The organism is Pseudomonas sp. AFG_SD02_1510_Pfu_092 (assembly GCF_003331055.1).
Taxonomy (GTDB): Bacteria; Pseudomonadota; Gammaproteobacteria; order Pseudomonadales; family Pseudomonadaceae; genus Aquipseudomonas.
In genome coordinates, this window is sequence record NZ_PUQD01000057.1 from 1 (window position 1) to 22,154 (window position 22,154).

Annotated in this window: 18 protein-coding genes; 9 read left to right on the forward strand and 9 right to left on the reverse strand. The window is 64.3% G+C overall.

All coding sequences use genetic code 11. The features are described from left to right. Window positions 1–123: 123 nt before the first annotated feature. From trmA to C6A77_RS20400, 3 genes are all read right to left on the reverse strand, one after another. Window positions 124–1,209 carry a tRNA (uridine(54)-C5)-methyltransferase TrmA gene (gene trmA, locus C6A77_RS20390; RefSeq protein WP_114171096.1) on the reverse strand — a complete coding sequence of 362 codons (1,086 nt, stop codon included), beginning with the start codon at window positions 1,207–1,209 and terminating at the stop codon, window positions 124–126. After that, window positions 1,206–2,501: an NCS2 family permease gene (locus tag C6A77_RS20395; protein ID WP_114171097.1), complete on the reverse strand. Its 1,296-nt coding sequence runs from the start codon at window positions 2,499–2,501 to the stop codon at window positions 1,206–1,208. Before C6A77_RS20395 ends, trmA begins: the two co-directional genes overlap by 4 nt. Window positions 2,502–2,746: 245 nt before the next feature. Next, the gene (locus tag C6A77_RS20400; RefSeq protein WP_114171098.1) at window positions 2,747–3,967 is read right to left on the reverse strand and encodes an MFS transporter; all 1,221 of its coding nucleotides are present in this window, start codon (window positions 3,965–3,967) and stop codon (window positions 2,747–2,749) included. A 343-nt stretch (window positions 3,968–4,310) separates the two neighbouring features. Here C6A77_RS20400 and C6A77_RS20405 point away from each other — a divergent pair, with 343 nt between their 5' ends. The 3 genes from C6A77_RS20405 to C6A77_RS20415 are packed head-to-tail and all read left to right on the forward strand — an operon-like array spanning window position 4,311 to window position 6,923. Next, window positions 4,311–5,747: a cytochrome ubiquinol oxidase subunit I gene (locus C6A77_RS20405; protein WP_114171099.1), complete on the forward strand. Its 1,437-nt coding sequence runs from the start codon at window positions 4,311–4,313 to the stop codon at window positions 5,745–5,747. A 3-nt stretch (window positions 5,748–5,750) separates the two neighbouring features. Continuing rightward, a complete protein-coding gene (cydB, locus tag C6A77_RS20410; protein WP_114171100.1) occupies window positions 5,751–6,758 on the forward strand; it encodes a cytochrome d ubiquinol oxidase subunit II in 1,008 nt (335 codons plus the stop codon). Window positions 6,759–6,767: 9 nt separating this feature from the next. Continuing rightward, a complete protein-coding gene (locus C6A77_RS20415) occupies window positions 6,768–6,923 on the forward strand; it encodes a DUF2474 domain-containing protein (protein WP_016713451.1) in 156 nt (51 codons plus the stop codon). 283 nt (window positions 6,924–7,206) lie between these two features. Here C6A77_RS20415 and C6A77_RS20425 read toward each other — a convergent pair whose 3' ends face one another. Both C6A77_RS20425 and C6A77_RS20430 read right to left on the reverse strand, forming a co-directional pair. Continuing rightward, the gene (locus C6A77_RS20425; RefSeq protein ID WP_114171101.1) at window positions 7,207–8,331 is read right to left on the reverse strand and encodes a methyltransferase; all 1,125 of its coding nucleotides are present in this window, start codon (window positions 8,329–8,331) and stop codon (window positions 7,207–7,209) included. Between the two features lie 96 nt (window positions 8,332–8,427). Next, on the reverse strand, window positions 8,428–9,135 hold the full coding sequence (locus tag C6A77_RS20430; protein ID WP_114171102.1) for an autoinducer binding domain-containing protein: 708 nt from the start codon (window positions 9,133–9,135) through the stop codon (window positions 8,428–8,430). A gap of 213 nt (window positions 9,136–9,348) precedes the next feature. Here C6A77_RS20430 and C6A77_RS20435 point away from each other — a divergent pair, with 213 nt between their 5' ends. Further along, window positions 9,349–10,125, forward strand: a complete 777-nt coding sequence (locus C6A77_RS20435; RefSeq protein ID WP_114171103.1) for a ferredoxin--NADP reductase — start codon at window positions 9,349–9,351, stop codon at window positions 10,123–10,125. A 58-nt stretch (window positions 10,126–10,183) separates the two neighbouring features. On the opposite strand, the gene mscL is transcribed toward C6A77_RS20435, so the two are convergent. Continuing rightward, window positions 10,184–10,603: a large-conductance mechanosensitive channel protein MscL gene (mscL, locus tag C6A77_RS20440; protein ID WP_114171104.1), complete on the reverse strand. Its 420-nt coding sequence runs from the start codon at window positions 10,601–10,603 to the stop codon at window positions 10,184–10,186. A 177-nt stretch (window positions 10,604–10,780) separates the two neighbouring features. On the opposite strand from mscL, the gene radA reads away from it, so the two are divergent. Beyond that, a complete protein-coding gene (radA, locus tag C6A77_RS20445; RefSeq protein WP_114171105.1) occupies window positions 10,781–12,151 on the forward strand; it encodes a DNA repair protein RadA in 1,371 nt (456 codons plus the stop codon). Window positions 12,152–12,328: 177 nt separating this feature from the next. Here the strand turns inward: radA and C6A77_RS20455 are convergent, their stop codons facing one another. After that, window positions 12,329–13,846: a nucleobase:cation symporter-2 family protein gene (locus C6A77_RS20455; protein ID WP_114171106.1), complete on the reverse strand. Its 1,518-nt coding sequence runs from the start codon at window positions 13,844–13,846 to the stop codon at window positions 12,329–12,331. A 263-nt stretch (window positions 13,847–14,109) separates the two neighbouring features. After that, the gene (locus C6A77_RS20460) at window positions 14,110–14,475 is read right to left on the reverse strand and encodes a PilZ domain-containing protein (protein WP_114171107.1); all 366 of its coding nucleotides are present in this window, start codon (window positions 14,473–14,475) and stop codon (window positions 14,110–14,112) included. A 177-nt stretch (window positions 14,476–14,652) separates the two neighbouring features. Here C6A77_RS20460 and C6A77_RS20465 point away from each other — a divergent pair, with 177 nt between their 5' ends. The 3 genes from C6A77_RS20465 (at window position 14,653) to yjiA (ending at window position 18,054) form a co-directional block, all read left to right on the forward strand. Then, on the forward strand, window positions 14,653–16,719 hold the full coding sequence (locus tag C6A77_RS20465; RefSeq protein ID WP_114171108.1) for a carbon starvation CstA family protein: 2,067 nt from the start codon (window positions 14,653–14,655) through the stop codon (window positions 16,717–16,719). 13 nt (window positions 16,720–16,732) lie between these two features. Continuing rightward, on the forward strand, window positions 16,733–16,930 hold the full coding sequence (locus C6A77_RS20470) for a YbdD/YjiX family protein (RefSeq protein ID WP_003251633.1): 198 nt from the start codon (window positions 16,733–16,735) through the stop codon (window positions 16,928–16,930). 146 nt (window positions 16,931–17,076) lie between these two features. After that, the gene (yjiA, locus tag C6A77_RS20475; protein WP_114171126.1) at window positions 17,077–18,054 is read left to right on the forward strand and encodes a GTPase; all 978 of its coding nucleotides are present in this window, start codon (window positions 17,077–17,079) and stop codon (window positions 18,052–18,054) included. Here the strand turns inward: yjiA and C6A77_RS20480 are convergent. Next, complete coding sequence (locus C6A77_RS20480; RefSeq protein WP_114171109.1) at window positions 18,014–19,501, reverse strand: methylenetetrahydrofolate reductase C-terminal domain-containing protein; 1,488 nt, start codon at window positions 19,499–19,501, stop codon at window positions 18,014–18,016. The two genes, yjiA and C6A77_RS20480, sit on opposite strands and share 41 nt — an antisense overlap. Window positions 19,502–19,783: 282 nt before the next feature. Between C6A77_RS20480 and metE the strand changes: the two genes are divergently transcribed. Further along, complete coding sequence (metE, locus tag C6A77_RS20485) at window positions 19,784–22,075, forward strand: 5-methyltetrahydropteroyltriglutamate--homocysteine S-methyltransferase (protein WP_114171110.1); 2,292 nt, start codon at window positions 19,784–19,786, stop codon at window positions 22,073–22,075. Window positions 22,076–22,154 lie beyond the last annotated feature (79 nt).

Consider the following 22,154-nt stretch of genomic DNA (forward strand, 5'->3'; position numbering starts at 1 on the left):
GGGCCCCCGCCGCCCCCCCCCCCCCCCCCCCCCCCCCGGGGCCCCCCCCCCGCGGGTCGGGGGGGGGGGGGGGGGGGGCCCCCCCGGGCGATGGGCTGCAAAGCAGCCCCGGCGATCTGAAGGTCAGCGCCGAACCAGCAGCACCCCACTTTCCATGTGGTGCGTGTAGGGGAATTGGTCAAACAACGCACAACGCTCGATGCGGTGCGTGTCCTGCAACTGGGCAATGTTCGCCGCCAGCGTCTCCGGGTTGCACGAGATGTACAGAATGCGCTCGAAACGCCGGGTCAGCTCGCAGGTGTCCGGGTCCATCCCTGCGCGCGGCGGGTCGACGAACACCGTGCCGAAGTCGTAGCGCTTCAGGTCGATGCCTTCCAGACGACGGAACGGCCGCACCTCATTCAGCGCCTGGGTCAGCTCTTCCGCCGACAGGCGTACCAGCCGCACGTTATCCACAGCGTTCTCGTCGAGGTTGCTCAGCGCAGCATTGACCGAAGTCTTGCTGATCTCGGTAGCCAGCACCTGGCGCACGCGCGTGGCCAGCGGCAAGGTGAAGTTGCCGTTGCCGCAATACAGCTCCAGCAAGTCGTCGTCACGCTCGCCGATTGCCTCGTAGGCCCAGCTCAGCATCTTCTGGTTCACCGCACCGTTGGGCTGGGTGAACGCCCCCTCCGGCTGGCGATAGCTGAACACGCGGCCGGCCACATCGAGCTTTTCCACCGCGTAATCGCGGCCGATCACCAGGCGTTTGCCTTTGGAGCGGCCAATCACGCTGACCGCCAATTCTTCCGCCAGTTGCCGCGCAGCCACTTCCCAGGCCTCGTCCAGCGGCCGGTGGTAGCACAGCGTGACCATGGCATCACCCGCCAGGGTGGTGAGGAACTCCACCTGGAACAGGCGGTTGCCCAGTGCTTCGCTGGCCTGCCAGGCCGCCTTCAGCCGTGGCATCAACGCATTGATGCGCTGGCTGGCGATCGGGAAGTCGTCGATCAGGATCGCCTTGTGCTTCTCGCCCGGGGCGAACATGGCGTAGTGGCGCTGGCCATCCTCGCGCCACAGGCGGAACTCGGCGCGCAGGCGGTAGTGCTCGCGCGGCGAGTCGAAAACAGCCGGCTCCGGCGCGCCGAACGGCGCCAGCAGCTCGCGCAGCCGGGCCACCTTGGCGTCCAGCTGGGTGGCGTAGGAGGAGGGGTCGAAAGCAGCACTCATGCGTTGAACCAGCCCAGCTTGATGACGAACAGGATGGAAAGGATCACCAGCGCCGGGTTCAGGTCGCGGTGGCGGCCGGAGATCAGCTTGACGGCGGTCCAGGAGATGAAGCCGAAGGCGATGCCGTTGGCGATCGAGTAGGTCAGCGGCATGGCCAGGGCGGTCACCACCACCGGCGCGGCTTCGGTGACGTCGTCCCAGTTTATTTCCGCCAGGCCCGAGGCCATCAGCACGGCGACGAACAGCAGCGCCGGGGCCGTGGCGAAGGCGGGCACGCTACCGGCCAGTGGGGCGAAGAACAACGCCAGCAGGAACAACACCGCGACCACGATGGCGGTCAGGCCGGTACGGCCACCGGCGCTAACGCCTGCGGCGGATTCGATGTAGCTGGTGGTGGTCGAGGTGCCCAGCAGCGAACCGGCCATGGCAGCGGTGCTGTCGGCGATCAGCGCGCGGCCCATCTTCGGCATGTGGCCGTCCTTGCCCATCAACCCGGCGCGCTTGGCCACGCCGATCAGGGTGCCGGAGTTGTCGAACAGGTCGACGAACAGGAAGGCGAAGATCACGCTGACCAGGCCCACGTCCAGTGCCCCGGCGATGTCCAGTTGCAGGAAGGTCGGGGCCAGCGACGGCGGCATGGAAACGATGCCGCCGAATGGCGTCACCCCCATCACGATCGAGGCGATGGTCACCGCAAGAATGCCGATCAGCACCGCGCCGCGCACTTTCAGCGCTTCCAGGCCGACGATCAGGAAGAAGCCCAGGGTGGCGAGGATCGGCGCTGGCTGCTTGAGGTCGCCCAGGCCTACCAGCGTGGCCGGGTTATCGACGACGATGCCTGCGTTATGCAGGGCGATCAATGCCAGGAACAGACCGATGCCGGCGGCAATCGCCGAACGCAGCGGCAGCGGAATGCTGTTCACGATCCATTCGCGGATGCGGAAGATCGACAGCAGGAAGAACATCACCGCCGAAAGGAACACCGCGCCCAGTGCCACCTGCCAGGTGTGGCCCATGTGCAGCACCACGGTGTAGGTGAAGAACGCGTTCAGGCCCATGCCCGGCGCCAAGGCGATCGGGTAGTTGGCGATCAGGCCCATGGTCACCGAGCCGATGGCTGCGGCCAGGCAGGTGGCGACGAAGATCGCACCTTTGTCCATGCCGGTCTCGCCGAGGATGCTCGGGTTGACGAACAGGATGTAGGCCATGGCCAGGAAGGTGGTGACGCCCGCGAGAATCTCGGTGCGCACGTTGGTGTTGTGTGCTCTTAGTTGAAACAGCCTTTCCAGCATGCCCGCTCCCCAAGGCGCCCCCGGCGCCATGAATGTATCGACCCCATCAGCAAAGCACAGACCGTACCGGTTGCCGTGGTTTTGTGTGAGGCGGAAAAAAGCCGCGCATCATACCAGCATGCTTGGCGGGGGCCTATCGCCGTTGGGGAATGGCTTTTCTGTTGCCTGTGCCGGTCTCTTCGCGGACCGCGCCAGGCCCCTGTGGGAGCGGGCGCGCCCGCGAAGAGGCCGGTACAGGCTAAAGATCAACCTTCATGCAAGCGATCCCGTCTGGCCAAGGTAGGGAACAGTTTTATCCACACCCCGGTCACCACCAGCGTGCCCACCCCACCCAGCACCACCGCCGGCACTGTGCCAAACCAGTGCGCGGTCACCCCCGACTCGAACTCGCCGAGCTGGTTCGAGGCACCAATGAACAAGCCGTTCACCGCACTGACCCGCCCGCGCATTTCATCTGGTGTCTCCAGCTGCACGAAGGCGCCACGGATGACCATGCTGATCATGTCCGCCGCGCCCAGCACCACCAGCACCGCCAACGAGAACCAGAACGAGGTCGACAGGCCGAAGGCGATGGTCGCCACACCGAACACGCCCACTGCGGTGAACATGGTCCGCCCCACGTTGCGCTCGAACGGGAAGCGCGCCAGCCACAGCGACATCAGCAACGCCCCCACCGCCGGCGCCGAGCGCAGCAGGCCGAGGCCCAGCGGGCCGGTCAGCAGAATGTCCTTGGCGAACACCGGCAGCAGCGCGGTGGCCCCGCCCAGCAGGACGGCGAACAGGTCCAGCGAGATGGCGCCGAGGATATCCGGCCGGCTGCGGATGAAGCGGATACCGGCCAGCAGCGACTCGATGCTGGCGCGCCCGCGCTGGGCTACCTGGCCGCGTGCCTGCAGGCTCAGGGTCAGCCCGCAGGCAATGGCGTACAGGGCCACGGTAGGGCCATAGACCCACAGGCTGCCGAAGGCATACAGAAAACCGCCTACCGCCGGCGCGACGATGGTCGCCGCCTGGGTGGCCGAGGCGGACGCAGCCACCGCCCGCGGGAACAGCCCGGCCGGTACCACGTTGGGAAGCAGCGCCTGGGTCGCCGGCATCTCGAACGAGCGCGTGGCGCCAAGCAGGAAGGCCAGCCCGAAAATCAGCTCGCGGGTGATGTTGTCGGTGGCGCTGCCCAACGCCAGCGCCAGGGCTATCAGCCCCTGCAGGCTCTGGCACAGCGCCGCGACCTTGCGCCGGTCATAGCGGTCGGCGACATGCCCGGTGTGCAGCATGAACAGCACCCGGGGGGCGAACTCGACCAGGCCGACCAGGCCCAGGTCCAGCACATTGCCGGTCAGCTGGTATAGGTGCCAGCCGATGGCCACGGTGAGCATCTGGAAGCCGCTGGCGGTGAACACGCGGGCCAGCCAGAAGGCCAGGAAAGGACGGTGGTGACGCAACAACTGCGGTGCGGAATCGGACATCGGCAACCAGGGGCTCGGCGCAGTAGAGGGGAGGGCGCAGCGTATCATCTGTTTGTAACAAACGGTTACTGTTTGCCCGGATCGGCACTTTTTCAGCCGCCGTGAAAGGGGGTGGGGCAACCGGTCACGCGGCAATCAACCACACGGCCTGTCGGGCCGTTCGGGACTATGCTTCCTGGCAAGCGTTGATCTGGATCAATCGTTCCAGATGCAACGATCTGGCCCTTGGGCCGAAATCCCTGCGATCGAACAGAACAATTCCAACACGCCGTACTCGACCAAGCGGGGGCAGTGGGCGACGGGGCCACAGCCCGGACGCCGGATTATCTGAAGAGGAAGCACTATGTTCGGTTTAGAGGCACTTGATCTCGCCCGAATCCAGTTCGCGTTTACCGTATCCTTCCATATCCTGTTCCCGGCCATCACCATTGGCCTGGCGAGCTACCTGGCGGTGCTTGAAGGCCTCTGGCTGAAGACCGACAAGCAGGTCTACCGCGACCTTTACCACTTCTGGTCGAAGATCTTCGCCGTCAATTTCGGCATGGGTGTGGTGTCCGGCCTGGTGATGGCTTACCAGTTCGGCACCAACTGGAGCCGCTTTTCCGAATTCGCCGGCTCGGTCACCGGGCCGCTGCTGACCTACGAGGTACTCACGGCCTTCTTCCTCGAAGCAGGTTTCCTCGGCGTGATGCTGTTCGGCTGGAACCGCGTCGGCCGCGGGCTGCACTTTTTCTCCACCTGCATGGTGGCGCTCGGCACGCTGGTGTCGACGTTCTGGATCCTGGCTTCGAACAGCTGGATGCAAACCCCCCAGGGCCACGCGATCGTCGATGGCCGGGTGATCCCGGTCGACTGGCTGGCGATCATCTTCAACCCGTCGTTCCCGTTCCGCCTGATGCACATGGCCACCGCCGCCTTCGTCGCCACCGCGTTCTTCGTCGGCGCCTCGGCGGCCTGGCACCTGCTGCGCGGGCGCGATAACCCGGCGGTGCGCAAGATGCTGTCGATGGCCATGTGGATGGCCCTGACCGTGGCACCGATCCAGGCAGTGATCGGTGACTTCCATGGCCTCAATACCCTGAAACACCAGCCGGTGAAGATCGCCGCCATCGAGGGCCACTGGGAGAACGTGCCCGGCGAGCCGACCCCGCTGATCCTCTTCGGCATCCCCGACATGCAGGCCGAGACCACCCGCTTCAAGGTCGAGATACCGGCGTTGGGCAGCCTCATCCTCACCCACAGCCTGGACCAGCAAGTGCCGGCCATGAAGGAGTTCCCGCCTGAAGACCGGCCCAACTCCACCATCATCTTCTGGTCGTTCCGCATCATGGTCGCGCTGGGCTTGCTGATGATCGCCGCCGGCCTCTGGAGCCTGTTGTTGCGCAAGGGCGGCAAGCTCTACAGCTCGCGCCCGTTCCTGCACTTCGTCATGTGGATGGGGCCCTCCGGGCTGCTGGCGATTCTTGCCGGCTGGTTCACCACCGAAATCGGCCGCCAGCCTTGGGTGGTGTATGGCGTCATGCGCACGGCAGATGGCGTGTCCAACCACAGCTATGCCCAGCTCGGCTTTACCCTGATCGCCTTCGTGGTGGTCTACTTCGCCCTGTTCGGCACCGGCTTTGCCTACATGATGCGCCTGGTGCGCAAGGGGCCACACACCGGCGAGGGCGACGAACAACGCCCGGGCGGGCCTGGCCAGAAACGCACACCGGCACGGCCGCTGTCGGCTGCCGAGGAAGGCAGCGATGCCGCTACCGCAGACTTGAGCAAGGGGAACTGAGCCATGGGTATCGACCTTCCGTTGATCTGGGCCGTCATCATCATCTTCGGCGTCATGATGTATGTGGTGATGGACGGTTTCGACCTCGGCATCGGCATGCTCTTCCCCTTCGTCAAGGGCGAGCGTGACCGGGACGTGATGATGAATACGGTCGCCCCGGTGTGGGACGGCAACGAAACCTGGCTGGTGCTGGGCGGTGCAGGGTTGTTTGGCGCTTTCCCGATGGCCTATGCGGTGGTGCTCGAAGCGCTGTACCTGCCGTTGATCCTGATGCTGATCGGCCTGATCTTCCGCGGCGTGGCCTTCGAGTTCCGCTTCAAGGCCAGCGCCCAGCGCCGTCACTTGTGGGACAAGGCGTTCATCTGGGGCTCACTGGTGGCGACATTCTTCCAGGGGGTGGCGCTGGGCGCGTTCATCGAAGGCTTCAAGGTGGTCGACCGGCATTTCGCCGGGGGCTCGCTGGACTGGCTGACCCCGTTCAGCATCTTCAGCGGCCTGGGCTTGATCGTGGCCTACGCGCTGCTGGGCTGCACCTGGCTGATCATGAAGACCGAGGGGCCATTGCAGGCGCAGATGCACAACCTCGGGCGGCCGCTGGCGCTGGTACTGCTGGCGGTGATCGGCATCGTCAGCCTGTGGACCCCGATTGCTTATCCGCAAATCGCCGAACGCTGGTTCAGCATGCCCAACCTGGTCTGGTTCATGCCGGTGCCGCTGCTGGTGCTGGTGACCTTCTACGCGTTGTTCAAGGCTGTGGCGCGCAACGCTCACTACACCCCGTTCCTGCTGACCCTGGTGCTGATCTTCCTGGGCTACAGCGGGCTGGGTATCAGCCTGTGGCCGAACATCATCCCGCCGTCGATCTCGATCTGGGATGCTGCTGCGCCGCCGCAGAGCCAGGGCTTCATGCTGGTGGGCACCCTGTTCATCCTGCCGTTCATCCTCGGGTACACGTTCTGGAGCTATTACGTGTTCCGCGGCAAGGTGACCCATGAAGACGGCTATCACTAGGAGGGCCACATGATGACTGGCAAGCATGGCTTGGAAGAGAAAAAGCCGCTGTGGCAACGGCTGGGTTGGCTACTGCTGATCTGGGCGATGAGCGTGGCGGCGCTGGGCGTGGCCGCCTGGGTGATGCGCCTGTTCATGGGCGCCGCGGGGTTGACCACCCATTGAGGTAAGTCTGTTCCGGCTCCATCGCCGGCAAGCCAGCTCTCACAGGTTTCAGCGCAAGCCCGAGGCATACGCAGCCCATGTGGGAGCGGGCAAGCCCGCGAAGCAGACGATGTGGTGGATGGCACCGGCTGCGCCGGTGTTCGCGGCCACGGCCGCTCCCACAGGGATCGCGCCAGTTTTTGGAAATTGATCAAGACAGTTGCTCCCACAGGTACTCCACGGATCTTGAGCCTTGTGGGGCACCTGTGGGAGCTGGCTTGCCGGCGACAGGGCCGGTACAGGCCTACTTGCGGGCTTTCAGGATAACGAACTTGGGCGTTGCCGCGACCTGCTCCACGCCTCGGAACAATCGCGCCAGCTTGCTGTGATAGCCCAGGTGCCGGTTACCTACGATATATAGCGCCCCACCTACTACCAGCGCCTCCCGCGCCTGCTGGAACATGCGCCAGGCGAGAAAATCGCCCACCACCTGCTGTTGGTGGAACGGCGGGTTGCACAGCACCACGTCCAGCGACTGTTTCTCTACCCCGGCCAACCCATCGGCCGCCTGGAACAGCGCCGGGCGCTCGCCCAGCGCGGCCTGCCAGTTTTCCCGCGCCGACTGCACCGCCATGTACGACTCGTCGACCAGGGTGTACTGGGCATCCGGGTTGACCAGGGCGCTGGCAATCGCCAGTACGCCGTTGCCGCAGCCCAGGTCGGCCACCCGTGCATGGCCCAGGTCGCGTGGCAGGTGTGGGAGGAACGCCCGGGTGCCGATGTCCAGGCCTTCACGGCAGAACACGTTGGCGTGGTTGAGCAGCTCCAGTGCCGGCGCATCGAGGCGGTAGCGGCTGGGGTAGGGGGAGCGGGCGACAGGCCGTTCAGCCACCGTCGCGGTCAGCAAGCGGGCCTTTTTCTGTGCCAGCGAGGCCTGTACCGGGCCGATGTATTTTTCCATCAGGTCACCGGCGGCGCGTGGCAGGTGCTTGACCATCGCCCCCGCAATCACCTGGGCATCGGGCGCCAGATGGCCCTGCAGGCGGATCAGCTGCTCTTCGAGCAGAGCCAGGGTCTTGGGCACGCGTACCAGCACCCGGTCGAACCGGCCTTGCCAATGCTCGCTGGCCGCTACGAACGGAACGCTGTCGAACGGCAGGCCATTGCGGGCCAGGTTCTTTTCCAGCGCCAGGTGGGCCAGGTGCGAATCGCCACTGCTGACCACCTGCAACTTGCCCGCCAGGCTGGCAGCCAGGGCGCCGAAGCTGTCATTGAGCACCAGCACCCGGCAGCTGGCGTCGGGGGCCTGGTCGTGCAGCTGCGCAAGCAGGTACTCATCGGCGGCGTCGAAAGCCTGCAACGGGTCGTTGGCCTGTTCCGGCTGGCGGATCAGGTCGAGTTCGGCGTAGGGGGTGGTCAACAGGGGCATGGCGTCTGGCTCGGGTACGAAACTGCCCGTTGCGGTTCGCCGCGGGCTTTGCCGGGCGATTCTACAGGGCTTTGCCCGAGGTCGCAGGTTTGCCGGTCAGATCCAGCCACGCAGGGCGGCGATGGCGATGGCACCGGCCTTGTTGGCGGCGTTGGTCTTGGTGATCACGCTGCGGATGTGGAAGTTCACCGTGCTTTGCGACAGCGACAGGATGCAGGCAACGTCGGCAGCGGTCTTGCCGGCAGCCGACCATTTCAGCACTTCCAGTTCCCGCTCGCTCATTTTCGGTTGTGCTGGGCACAGTGCCGTCAGGTGATGCTCGCCCAGTACCGCATGCAGGGTGTGGCACAGCCACTGCACACTGCCAGCCTTGTCGTAGAGTTCTGCCATGTCGATGCAGCCGGTGGGCCTGGCGACGCTGATCTGGCTTTCGTTGTGCTGCAAGTCGTGCAATGACTGCGTCCAGCCATGGCGCAGGCCACACCGGCGGGCCGCTTCACGAAACTGCGGGGCCTCGCGATACAGGTCGTCGGTCCATAGCACAGGCAGGGTCGACCTGTGGCTCGCCTCGGCGGCCGCGTCCTGTTTATAGAACTCGTCACGTTGGCAGCGCTCGATCCATTCGTTCGGGTAATTGCTGTAGAGGTAAACCCGTGGCGTTTGCGTGGCGATCTGGATGCGCAGGTTCAGCCCCAGGTAATCCATTCCCAGGTCCTGGGCCAGGTGCACTGCGATATCGAACAACTTTTGCGGGGCGCGTTCGCTGACGAACGCTTCAAGATGTTCGGGTTTCCAGTGAAACATCTGGGCTCTCCTTGTGGTTGCCGCAGCCAATCCGTTTGAGCACCCGATCCAGTGTAGGAAAAGACCTACCAAGACGTTGGGATTTTTTTGTTATAGCGATCAGGATTTTCTGCGACTTCGGCTGAAGCCGCCTCGATGAGGCCCTACAAAGCAATGGTTTTTATCCGCGCCACTTTGCGCGACACTGTGCCCACGTAAACCCTGGAGCCCGATATGACCGCTAGCGCCGAAAAATTCACCCGCCAGACCCTGCTCGATGTTCAGCCGCTGACGCCGAACCTCTTCAGCCTGCGGGTTACGCGCGACGCCGGGTTCCGCTTCCGTTCCGGCCAGTTTGCCCGCCTGGGCGTGACCAAGGCCGATGGCAGCGTGGTGTGGCGCGCCTACTCGATGGTCAGCGCGCCCCATGACGAGCACCTCGACTTCTTTTCCATCGTGGTTCCTGGCGGGGAATTCACCAGCGAGCTCAGCCGGCTGCAGGCGGGCGACAGCCTGTTGATCGACCGTCAGGCGTTTGGTTTCCTCACCCTCGACCGTTTTGTCGGTGGCCGCGACCTGTGGTTGCTGGCGACCGGTACTGGCATTGCGCCCTTCATGTCGATCCTGCAGGACTTCGAGGCCTGGGAGCGGTTCGACAACATCAAGCTGGTGTACTCGGTGCGCGAAGCGAAAGAGCTGGCCTACGTAGACGACATCGCCGGGCTTGAGCATCGCGATTACCTGGCCGAATTCGCCGGCAAGTTGCAGTTCATTCCGGTGGTGACCCGCGAGCAGCACCCCGGTGCGTTGAATGCGCGCATTACCACGCTGATCGAGAATGGCGAACTGGAGAAGGCGGCTGGGCTGGCGTTGTCGCCGGAGCATTCACGGGTGATGTTGTGTGGCAACCCGGAGATGATCGACGAGACACGCAAGGTACTGAAGGCGCGCGACCTGCAATTGAGCTTGAGCAAGCGGCCAGGGCAGGTGGCGGTAGAGACTTACTGGTAAAGCCAGGGAGCCCTAGTGGGAGCGGGGCGTGCCCGCTTCCACAGTGCCCTCGATCAGTTCAAGGCAAGCGGTTCTGGTTCTGCGCCTTGAGCAGGTCGCGAATCTCGCTCAGCAAGGTTTCTTCTGGCGAGGGCACAGGCGGTGCGCTTGGCGCCACGGCCTCTTCACGCTTGAGGCGGTTGATGGCCTTCACCCCCATGAAGATGGCAAAGGCCACGATCACGAAGTCGATCACGGTCTGGATGAACTTGCCATACGCCAGGACCACCGCCGGAATCTCGCCTTCGGCAGCCTTCAGGGTAATCGCCAGGTCGCTGAAGTCCACGCCACCGATCAACAGGCCCAGCGGCGGCATGACCACGTCACCAACGAAGGACGAGACGATCTTGCCGAAGGCCGCGCCGATGATGATACCCACTGCCATGTCGACGACATTGCCTTTGACCGCGAAGGCCTTGAACTCACTGATCATGCCCATGTTTGGTTCCTTGTAACAAAAGGTAAGGTTTACGCAGTGTAAGCCACTTGCTCGCTTCATGCGGTGCACTCGCGGCTACTGACTACGGCTGGAACGAATAGTTTTGTCGCACCCCGAAGCGTTCGAGACACGTTCAGCTCGGCTATCATGGCGGTTTTTTCCAGGAGACCCTCAGCCATGGCCAAGGCCAAGCGCTTGTATGGCTGCACCGAGTGCGGTGCGACCTTCCCCAAATGGGCCGGCCAGTGTGGCGAATGCGGCGCCTGGAACACCCTGGTCGAGACCATGATCGAAAGCGGCGGCGCGGCCGCGCCCGGCAGCGGCCGTGCCGGCTGGACCGGGCAGCAGGCGCAGATCAAGACCTTGGCCGAAGTCAGCGTCGAGGAAATTCCGCGCTTCACCACCAGCAGTACCGAACTGGACCGCGTGCTGGGCGGCGGCCTGGTGGATGGCTCGGTGGTGCTGATCGGTGGCGACCCGGGTATCGGCAAGTCGACCATCCTGTTGCAGACCTTGTGCAACATCGCCGTGGGCATGCCGGCGCTGTATGTCACCGGCGAGGAGTCGCAGCAACAGGTGGCCATGCGCTCGCGGCGCCTGGGCCTGCCCCAGGACAAGCTCAAGGTGATGACCGAAACCTGCATCGAAACCATCATCGCCACGGCGCGCCTGGAAAAGCCCCGGGTGATGGTGATCGACTCGATCCAGACCATTTTCACCGAGCAGCTGCAATCGGCGCCCGGCGGTGTGGCCCAGGTGCGCGAGAGCACGGCATTGCTGGTGCGCTACGCCAAGCAGAGCGGCACGGCGATCTTCCTGGTCGGCCACGTGACCAAGGAGGGCTCGCTGGCCGGCCCGCGGGTACTCGAGCACATGGTCGACACCGTGCTGTATTTCGAAGGCGAGTCCGATGGCCGCCTGCGTCTGCTGCGGGCAGTGAAGAACCGCTTTGGTGCGGTCAACGAACTGGGCGTGTTCGGCATGACCGACCGTGGCCTGAAGGAAGTCTCCAACCCGTCGGCGATCTTCCTCAACCGCACGCAGGAAGAAGTGCCGGGCAGCGTGGTGATGGCGACCTGGGAAGGCACCCGGCCGATGCTGGTGGAGGTGCAGGCGCTGGTCGATGACAGCCACCTGGCCAACCCGCGTCGGGTGACCCTGGGCCTGGACCAGAACCGCCTGGCCATGTTGCTGGCGGTGTTGCACCGCCACGGCGGTATTCCGACCCATGACCAGGACGTCTTCCTCAACGTGGTGGGCGGGGTGAAGGTTTTGGAAACTGCCTCGGACCTGGCGCTGCTGGCGGCGGTGATGTCCAGTTTGCGCAACCGGCCACTGGCCCATGGCCTGCTGGTGTTTGGCGAGATCGGCCTGTCGGGCGAGGTGCGGCCGGTGCCCAGTGGCCAGGAGCGTTTGAAGGAAGCGGCCAAGCACGGTTTCAAGCGGGCCATCGTGCCCAAGGGCAATGCCCCGAAAGAGGCGCCGGCGGGGCTGCAGGTAATTGCCGTGACCCGGCTGGAGCAGGCGCTGGATGCGTTGTTCGAGTGATCTTTAACCTGTTCCGGCCCTTTCGCGGGTGAACCCGCTCCCACAGGTACGGCGCCAGTCTTGAATGGGGCGCTGTATCTGTGGGAGCGGGTTTACCCGCGAAAGGGCCGGAACAGGCCAACAAAAAAGGGGCCGACGATGCGCGTCGGCCCCCCCACTTCACCGCTCAGTCAGCAGTCAATGTTCGGCAACCGGCGTGCGCCTGACCGTTTCATTGCCATGCTCATCCAGTTCCAGCATCGGCACTTCATTACCCTCGGCATCGAACAGCTTGCCATCCTTGAAGTAGTCGCCATCACGCAGCGCTGAAATGTCCGAGTACTGGATGGTGCGCTCGTAGGCGGCAGCGAACACCGACTGGTTTTCCGAGTTGCCGGCGGTGAAGTGGTTGAAGATCAGGTTCAGCAGGATGGCCATGATCGCTGCCGAGCTGATGCCCGAGTGGAAGATGGTCTCGAACCAGTTCGGGAAGTGGTGGTAGAAGGTCGGGGCGGCAATCGGGATCATGCCGAAGCCCAGCGAGGCAGCCACGATGATCAGGTTGACGTTGTTCTTGTAGCTGACCTTGGACAGGGTGCGGATACCGCTGGCTGCCACCGTGCCGAACAGCACGATGCCCGCGCCACCCAGTACCGGCGTAGGGACGGCGGCGATGACCCGGCCCATGATCGGCAGCAGGCCCAGCACCACCAGGATAACGCCACCGGTGGCGACCACGTAGCGGCTCTTGACGCCGGTCACGGCGACCAGGCCGACGTTCTGGGCGAACGCGCTCTGGGTGAACGAACCGAAGATCGGCGCCAGGATGCTCGAGGCCATGTCGGCGCGCAGGCCGTTGCCCAGGCGCTTGGAGTCGACCTTGGTGTCGATGATCTCACCCACGGCGAGGATGTCGGCCGAAGTTTCCACCAGGGTCACCATGATCACGATGCACATCGACAGGATCGCGGCGATGTGGAATTCCGGCATGCCGAAGTGGAACGGCGTGGGGAAGGCGAAGATCGGGCCTTCGGTAACCTTGCTGAAGTCAGTCATGCCCAGTGCCCAGGCGATCAGGGTGCCGACCACCATCGCCAGCAGGATCGACAGGCGCGAGATGGTCGCGCTGCCCAGCTTGCTCAGCAACAGCACGATGGCGAAGGTCAAGCCGGCCAGGCCGATGTTGGCCACGCTGCCGAATTCCGGCGAGGCGCTGTTGCCCCCCATTACCCAGCGGGCAGCCACCGGCATCAGGGTCAGGCCGATGGTGGTGATGACGATACCGGTCACCAGCGGCGGGAAGAACTTGGTGATGCGCGAGAACACCGGGGTGATCAGAAAGCCGATCAGCGATGCCGCCATGACTGCGCCGAGCACCCCCGGCAGGCCACCGCCACCCTCGCTGCTGAGGATCGCACCCATGGTCGCGACCCCGGCAAACGACACGCCCTGCACCAGCGGCAGCTGGCAGCCGAAGAACGGCAGGCCCAGGGTCTGCAACAGCGTGGCCAGGCCACCGGCAAACAACGAAGCGGCGATCAGCATGCCGATTTCGGCGCCGTTCAGACCCGCGGCCTGCCCCAGGATCAGGGGTACCGCGACGATCCCCCCGTACATGGTCAGCACATGCTGCAGACCATAGGCCAGGTTGGCACCAAGGCCGAGGTTTTCATCCTCGGGGCGCTTGGCGGGAGACGTGCTAGGGGACGTAGTCATGGAGCAGGCTCTCTGTTTATTGTTGTGCCGCTACTGTAGACACTTCCTACAAATGATTGCTACAAAAATTGTATACAATATTTTGATCGGAGCGCGTGCAGCCGCGACTGCTGGGTGTGGCAAAACCCAATGCAGAAGGCGTACCAGTTCGTCAGGTGCTGTATTAGAGGGGTGTGTACAAAGCGCTGCTACCCAGGCTCAAAGCTGTCTGGGTAGACAAGAAACACTCGGCGGGAAAGCCATTAGCTAGCTAAGAGATTTCATTATTCGATCAGTTCGCGCAGCTCACGCATCATTTCGGTGCTGTCGGCCAGGTTCAATTCCACAAGACGGTGCAAATGGCTCATCGAGTCGATGTCGATGTACAGGCAGATGAAGCCCAGGCGGTGCGGTTCTTCATGGCGCAACTCCACTTGCATCTTCACCTCGGTGACCTTGTCGTTGAGCAGGATGTACGCTTCGAAATCCTGAGTCAGGTCGGCGTCCCAGCACTCTGGGTGTTCGACCAGCAGGCCTTTGAGGGACAGGTCGAGCAGTTTCACCTCCCAGCAGCGTTCGCCCTGGCACAGCCTGGTCGGGGCGTCGAACTGGATACGCTGAAAGCGGCGGCGTTCGTCGTGATCGCTCATGGGTAGATCCTCGGGCAGGTCCTAAAGTAAACAACCTGACTATAGTTTGAATGTGTAGGCATCAGGTACCGCAATCTGGCTGCAGAGGCTCTAGACCAAAGCAAGTATGGCAATGCGCGATGACTCGCCCTAGACTCGGTGGGCGGTCTTTTCCAATCCACCAGCTGGAAGCAAACCATGAACAACAATAATAGCCTGCTACGCCACATTCCGTGGCTGGCGCTGGCAGTCCTAGGAGCCTGCGCGCTGGGTGTGGTTGCCCTGCGTCGCGGCGAGGCGATCAATGCCTTGTGGATCGTGGTCGCGGCAGTGGCCCTCTACCTGGTCGCCTATCGCTACTACAGCCTGTTCATCGCCACCAAGGTGATGCAACTCGACCCGCGCCGTGCCACCCCGGCGGTGCTCAACAACGACGGCCTGGACTACGTTCCGACCAACAAGCACATCCTCTTCGGTCACCACTTCGCCGCCATCGCCGGCGCAGGGCCGCTGGTCGGCCCGGTCCTGGCGGCGCAGATGGGCTACCTGCCCGGCACACTGTGGCTGATCGCCGGCGTGGTGCTGGCCGGTGCGGTGCAGGACTTCATGGTCCTGTTCCTGTCCACCCGCCGCAACGGTCGCTCGCTGGGTGACATGGTGCGCGAGGAGATGGGCCGCATTCCCGGCACCATCGCCCTGTTCGGCTGCTTCCTGATCATGATCATCATCCTTGCGGTGCTGGCGCTGATCGTGGTCAAGGCCCTGGCCGAAAGCCCATGGGGCATGTTCACGGTGATGGCGACCATCCCGATCGCGATGTTCATGGGCATCTACATGCGCTACATCCGCCCGGGCCGCATCGGCGAGATCTCGGTGATCGGCGTGGTGCTGCTGCTGGCTTCGATCTGGCTGGGCGGCCAGATTGCCGCCGACCCGACCTGGGGCCCGGCGTTCACCTTCACCGGCGTGCAGATCACCTGGATGCTGGTGGGCTACGGCTTCGTCGCTGCGGTGCTGCCGGTATGGCTGGTGCTGGCACCGCGTGACTACCTGTCGACCTTCCTCAAGATCGGCACCATCGTCGGCCTGGCCATCGGTATCCTGATCATCGCCCCCGAGCTGAAAATGCCGGCGCTGACCCAGTTCACCGACGGCACCGGCCCGGTGTGGAAGGGCACCCTGTTCCCGTTCCTGTTCATCACCATTGCCTGTGGTGCGGTGTCCGGCTTCCATGCGCTGATCTCCTCGGGGACCACGCCGAAGCTGCTGGACAACGAAACCAACGCCCGCTACATCGGTTACGGCGGCATGCTGATGGAATCGTTCGTCGCCATCATGGCCATGGTCGCCGCTTCGGTGATCGAGCCGGGCGTGTACTTCGCCATGAACAGCCCGGCCGCCGTGGTCGGTGCCGATGTGGCATCGGTAGCGCAAACGGTCAGCAGCTGGGGCTTCCTGATCACTCCGGAGCAGCTTGAAGCCACCGCCCGCGACATTGGCGAGCACACCATCCTGGCCCGTGCCGGTGGTGCGCCGACCCTGGCGGTGGGGATCGCGCAGATCCTGCACCAGGTGTTGCCGGGTGAAAACACCATGGCCTTCTGGTACCACTTCGCGATCCTGTTCGAGGCGCTGTTCATCCTCACTGCGGTGGACGCCGGTACGCGTGCCGGGCGCTTCATGCTGCAGGACCTGCTGGGCAGCTTCGTGCCGGCGCTCAAACGCACCGAGTCGTGGACAGCCAACCTGATCGGTACCGCCGGCTGCGTGGCGCTGTGGGGCTACCTGCTGTACCAGGGCGTGATCGACCCGCTGGGTGGCATCAACACCCTGTGGCCGCTGTTCGGCATCTCCAACCAGATGCTGGCCGGTATCGCGCTGATGCTCGGCACCGTGGTGCTGATCAAGATGAAGCGCCAGCGCTACGTCTGGGTCACCCTGCTGCCGGCTGTGTGGCTGCTGATCTGCACCACCACCGCAGGCCTGATCAAGCTGTTCGACCCGAACCCGGCAGTCGGCTTCCTGGCCCTGGCCAAGAAGTACAGCACCGCGCTGGACGCCGGCCAGGTACTGGCCCCGGCCAAGGACATCGGGCAGATGCAGCACGTGATCTTCAACGCCTACACCAACGCCGGCCTGACCGTGCTGTTCCTGGTGGTGGTGTTCAGTGTGCTGTTCTTCGCCGTCAAGGTCGGCTTCGCCGCCCTCGGCCGCAAGGAGCGCACCGACAAGGAAACCCCGTTCCAGGCCCTGCCTGACGCTTGAGAGGATTGCTGCGATGTTCAACGACCTGGGGCGACTGGGTAAGTACCTGGGGCAGGCAGCCCGCCTGATGGTCGGCATGCCCGACTACGACAACTATGTCGAGCACATGCAGAAGACGCACCCGGACAAGCCGGTGATGAGCTACGAGGCGTTCTTCCGCGAACGCCAGGAAGCGCGTTACGGTGGCAAGTCCGGGCCCAAGTGCTGTTGAGCCTTAAGCGTTAACCTGTCCCGGCCTCATCGCCGGCAAGCCGGCTTCCACAGGTTCCCCGCAGGCCTCAAGGTTTGCGTGGTACCTGTGGGAGCCGGCTTGCCGGCGATGAGGCCAGTGTTTTTTCCGCACAGGAGATGTTCTGCGTGCAGACGCCCATTCCCGTAACCGTACTCACCGGCTTTCTCGGTGCCGGCAAGACCACCTTGCTCAAGCACATGCTCAAGGCCGAGCATGGCCTGAAGATCGCCGTGATCGAGAACGAATTCAGCGAGGCCGGCATCGACAGCCAGTTGCTCGGCGACCAGCCGGTACAGGTGATGACCCTGGCCAATGGCTGCGTATGCTGCAGCATCCATGGCGACCTGACCCGCGCCTTGTATCTGCTGCTCGAGCGCCTGGATGCCGGCGAGATCGCGTTCGACCGCCTGGTCATCGAATGCACCGGCCTGGCCGACCCGGCGCCGGTGGCACAAACCTTCTTCATCGACGAGGAGCTGCGTGAGCGCTACATCCTCGACGGCATCATCACCTTGGTCGATGCTGCCCATGCCGAGCTGCACCTGACCCAGACCATCGCCCAGGCGCAGGTCGGTTTTGCCGATCGCCTGCTGCTGAGCAAGACCGACCTGGTCGAGCCCGCCGCCGTCGAGGCCCTGCGCGAGCGCCTGGCGCGCATCAATGGCCGCGCAGCCGCCCGCGTGGTCGAGCATGGCCGCATCGACCTGGCCGAGTTGCTGGATGTACGTGGCTTCAACCTCAACCCCGACCTGGGTGCGAACCTGAAACCGACGCTGCGCCCACTGCTCAAGCCCGCTACCCCGGACCGGATCTCCACCCTGGTGCTGCGCACCGAAACCGCGCTGGACATCGACCGGCTCAGCGCTTTCATGAATGAACTGCTGGAAACCCATGGCAAGCAGTTGCTGCGCTACAAGGGCGTGCTGAACATTGCCGGTGAGACGCGCAAACTGGTGTTCCAGGGCGTGCTCAAGCTCTACGGCTTCGACTGGGATGCCGAATGGGCCGACGATGAAACCCGCGAGAGCGTCATGGTGTTCATCGCCGACGAACTGCCCGAAGCTACGATTCGGGCTGGCTTCGAGGCGCTGGCTGCGGGCTGAGCCGGCGTGATGTAGGGGGCGCGAACCACTGCGGCCACGAGCTGCGGTGGCGCGTCTCGACCTCGACGCAAGGGATCAGGCGCTCGGTCAGCACCGCCGTTTGCCGCACCGCCTTGGCCGTGCGGTACTTGACGCTGTGGATGCACTCGCGGTCGCCGAACTCGCAGCGGTTCAGCGCGGTGCCGCCGCAGGGGCCGTTGGCCAGGCCCTTGGGGCAGGTTTCCGGGCAGATGTACAAGGTATCTTCCAGGCGGCAGCGGCCGCAGGTGTCGCAGCCGGTCAGCGGGTGCTTCACCGCGCGTTCCACCTTGTGCAGCACCTGCGCGCCAAGGCGCGTGGCCCACACCGGCTGACGCACGGCCCAGCCGAAGGCCTTGCTCAGGCCGTTGCGGCGGCTGAACAGCAGCGAATGCAGGCTGTGCATCAGGTGGTAGCGTGCTTTCTCCTTCAACGAAGCATCGACCCGTGATTCGCCCTGGCGCCAGGCCGCCTGTGGCGGGTGAAAGCTGACTGCCGGCAGGCCGGGCAACTGCCAGCTGGCCTGCCAGGCTGGCGCCCATTGTTCCAGTGAGTGCACCTGCGCCTGCCAATGATCGATGCGCGCTTCCAGGGCCAGCAGCTGCTTGAGTTCGTGCACCCCTGACAGGTGCACGCCGGCGTAGCCCATCAGCTTGACGCCGATGATCTGCAAGGCCAGACGGTCGACACTGCGCGCCTGGGCAAAGGCCTTGGATTGCGCCGCTTCCGCTTCGAGCATGTCGCGCATGGATGGCGTGACGGTCACCCCGGCCACGTGGTCGAGCATCGCCGCGCGCCCGTGGGTAAGGCTCATGAGGCAGGCCAGCATCGGCCTGGGCGTGGCCTGGCGGCGCATCCAGTGCATGGCTTCCTGGTGTTTGCCGGCATCGAAACCCAGCTGCAGGGTGAGGAAGTCGGCCCCCGCCGCCAGCTTTTTCTCGGCCTTGAAATATTGCGCGCCGCCTTCCTCCTCGCAGTACTTGAACGGGTTCAGCGCAGCGCCAAGCAGCCAGTGCGGGCAGGCCTGGCGGGCGATCTGCAGGGCGGCGACCGATTCCAGGTAGCGCACCGGGCGCTGGCCCGGCTGGTGGCCGGGCAGGCGGTCGCCGGTGAGCAGCAACAGCTGGTCGAGGCCAGCGGCGTCCATGCGTTGCAGTTGCGCGAGCAGGTGCTGGCGTTCACGGTCCTTGCCGGAGAAATGCGGCAGCGCCGGTACCGGGTTGGCGAACGAGGCGAGGGCGTCGAGGGGCGACATGTCCAGCGGGCTGCCGACGCGGTCGCCAATGGCCACGGTCATTGGCCAGCCGCACAGGTGCGCCCGGGCGAGGATCGCGTCCATGGCGGCGAAGCGTTCTGTGGAAGGTTTGGGGACGAACTCCATGACGCAGACGAAGGTGTTTTCGCGCAACGCGGTTTTCAGCAGGCTCATGGGGCCGGGTACCTGGTTTGGTCAGGGTGGCATTGTGCGGCAGGCGGCGGGTGGGGTCATGTCCGGATGCGCAGGGTGGTGCTCTGAATGAGACATGTGGGTGCCTGTGCCGGCCTCTTCGCGGGCGCGCCCGCTCCCACAGGTGCTGCATGAGCCTTGAAGCCATACACATTCACTAACATGAGAAAATCTTGAATTCATCTCAAATTTTATGAGTTTGTCTCAAGATGCCGGCGCCCGGACAATCCCCTCCATTCTTTCAAGCATGCCGAGGGACAAGACATGGCACTGGCGCACAACCTGGGTTTTCCACGTATCGGTCGCGACCGCGAGCTGAAAAAGGCCCAGGAAGCCTACTGGAAGGGCGAGCTTGACGAAGCCGGCCTGCGCGCCGTTGGCCGCGAGCTGCGAGCCCGCCATTGGCAGGTACAGAAAGACGCCGGCATCGAACTGCTGCCGGTCGGCGACTTCGCCTGGTATGACCAGGTGCTGACCCACTCGCTGACCTTTGGCGTGATCCCGTCGCGCTTTCGCAGCCACGACGCTGCCCGGCCCACCCTGCAGACCTTGTTCGCCATGGCCCGTGGCACCGTGGGTGACAGCTGCTGCGGCGGCGCGCACGCCCAGGAAATGACCAAGTGGTTCGACAGCAACTACCACTACCTGGTCCCCGAATTCACCGCCGACCAGCAGTTCGCCCTGAGCTGGGAGCAACTGTTCGAAGAAGTGGATGAGGCGCAGGCCCTTGGCCACGCGGTCAAGCCGGTGGTGATCGGCCCGCTGACCTACCTGTGGCTGGGCAAGGCCAAGGGCGGCGATTTCGACAGGCTCGAGCTGCTCGATCGCCTGCTGCCGCTGTATGACCAGATTCTCAATCGCCTGGCCGCCCAGGGCGTCGAATGGGTGCAGATCGATGAGCCGATCCTGGCCCTGGACCTGCCCCAGGCCTGGAAGAACGCCTACGAGCGCGTCTACAACATCCTCCAGCGCGCACCGCTGAAGAAGCTGATCGCCACCTACTTCGGCGGCCTGGAAGACAACCTCGGCCTGGCCGCCAACCTGCCGGTCGATGGCCTGCACATCGACCTGGTGCGGGCGCCCGAGCAGTACCCGACCATTCTCGACCGCCTGCCTGCCTACAAGGTGCTGTCGCTGGGCCTGGTCAACGGCCGCAACGTCTGGCGCTGCGACCTGGGGCAGGCACTACAAGTGCTGCGCCATGCCCATGAGCGGCTGGGTGAGCGGCTGTGGATAGCACCGTCCTGCTCGCTGCTGCACAGCCCGGTAGACCTGGCCCGCGAGGATCAACTGGATGCCGAACTGCGCAGCTGGCTGGCCTTTGCCGTACAGAAATGCCAGGAGGTGGCGCTGCTGGCCAAGGCCATCAATGCCCCGCAAGCCAGCGATGTGGCTGCCGCGCTGGCGCAGAGCCAGGCCGTGCAGGCCAGCCGCGCCGCTTCACCACGTATTCACAAGCCCGATGTGCAGGCCCGCCTGGCGGCGGTCAAGCCTGCAGACAGCCAGCGCCACTCGGCGTTTGCCCAGCGTATCGTCAAGCAGCGCGCGGGCCTCGACCTGCCGGCGTTCCCGACCACCACCATCGGCTCGTTCCCGCAGACCTCGGCGATTCGCCTGGCACGCCAGGCCTACAAGCAGGGCAAGCTGACCGAGGCCGATTACGTCGAAGCCATGCACAGCGAGATCCGCCATGCGGTGAAAATCCAGGAAGACCTGGGCCTGGATGTACTGGTGCACGGCGAGGCCGAGCGCAACGACATGGTCGAGTACTTCGCCGAGCAGATCGATGGCTATGCCTTCACCCGCTTCGGCTGGGTGCAGAGCTACGGTTCGCGCTGCGTGAAGCCGGCGGTGATCGTTGGCGACCTGAGCCGGACGAAGGCCATGACCGTGGAATGGATCACCTATGCCCAGGGCCTGACCAGCAAGGTGATGAAGGGCATGCTGACCGGCCCGGTGACCATGCTGATGTGGTCGTTCCCGCGTGAGGATGTGAGCCGCGAAGTGCAGGCGCGCCAGCTGGCGCTGGCGATCCGCGACGAAGTGCTCGACCTGGAAGCGGCGGGTATCAGGGTCGTGCAGATCGACGAAGCGGCATTCCGTGAAGGCTTGCCGCTGCGCCATGGCGCCTGGGCCCATTACCTGGAATGGGCCACCGAGGCCTTCCGCCTGTGTGCTTCAGGGGTACGTGACGAAACCCAGATTCATACCCACATGTGCTACAGCGAGTTCAACGATGTGATCGAGTCGATCGCCGCGATGGATGCCGACGTGATCACCATCGAGACCTCGCGGTCCGACATGGAGCTGCTGGCTGCCTTCGAGCGGTTCGCCTATCCCAACGAGATCGGCCCGGGTGTGTATGACATTCATTCGCCACGGGTGCCGACCCGTGAGGAAATGGTCAAGCTGCTGCGCAAGGCTGCCCGGCGTATCCCGGCCGAGCGCTTGTGGGTCAACCCGGATTGCGGGCTGAAGACCCGTGGCTGGCCGGAGACCGAGGCAGCGCTGGTGAACATGGTCGCCGCTGCCCGCGAGCTGCGTGGCACTGCCTGATTCTTCGCTGGCTGTACCGGCCTCTTCGCGGGTAAACCCGCTCCCACAGGTACCGTGCACAACTTGAGTGCAGTGGTGC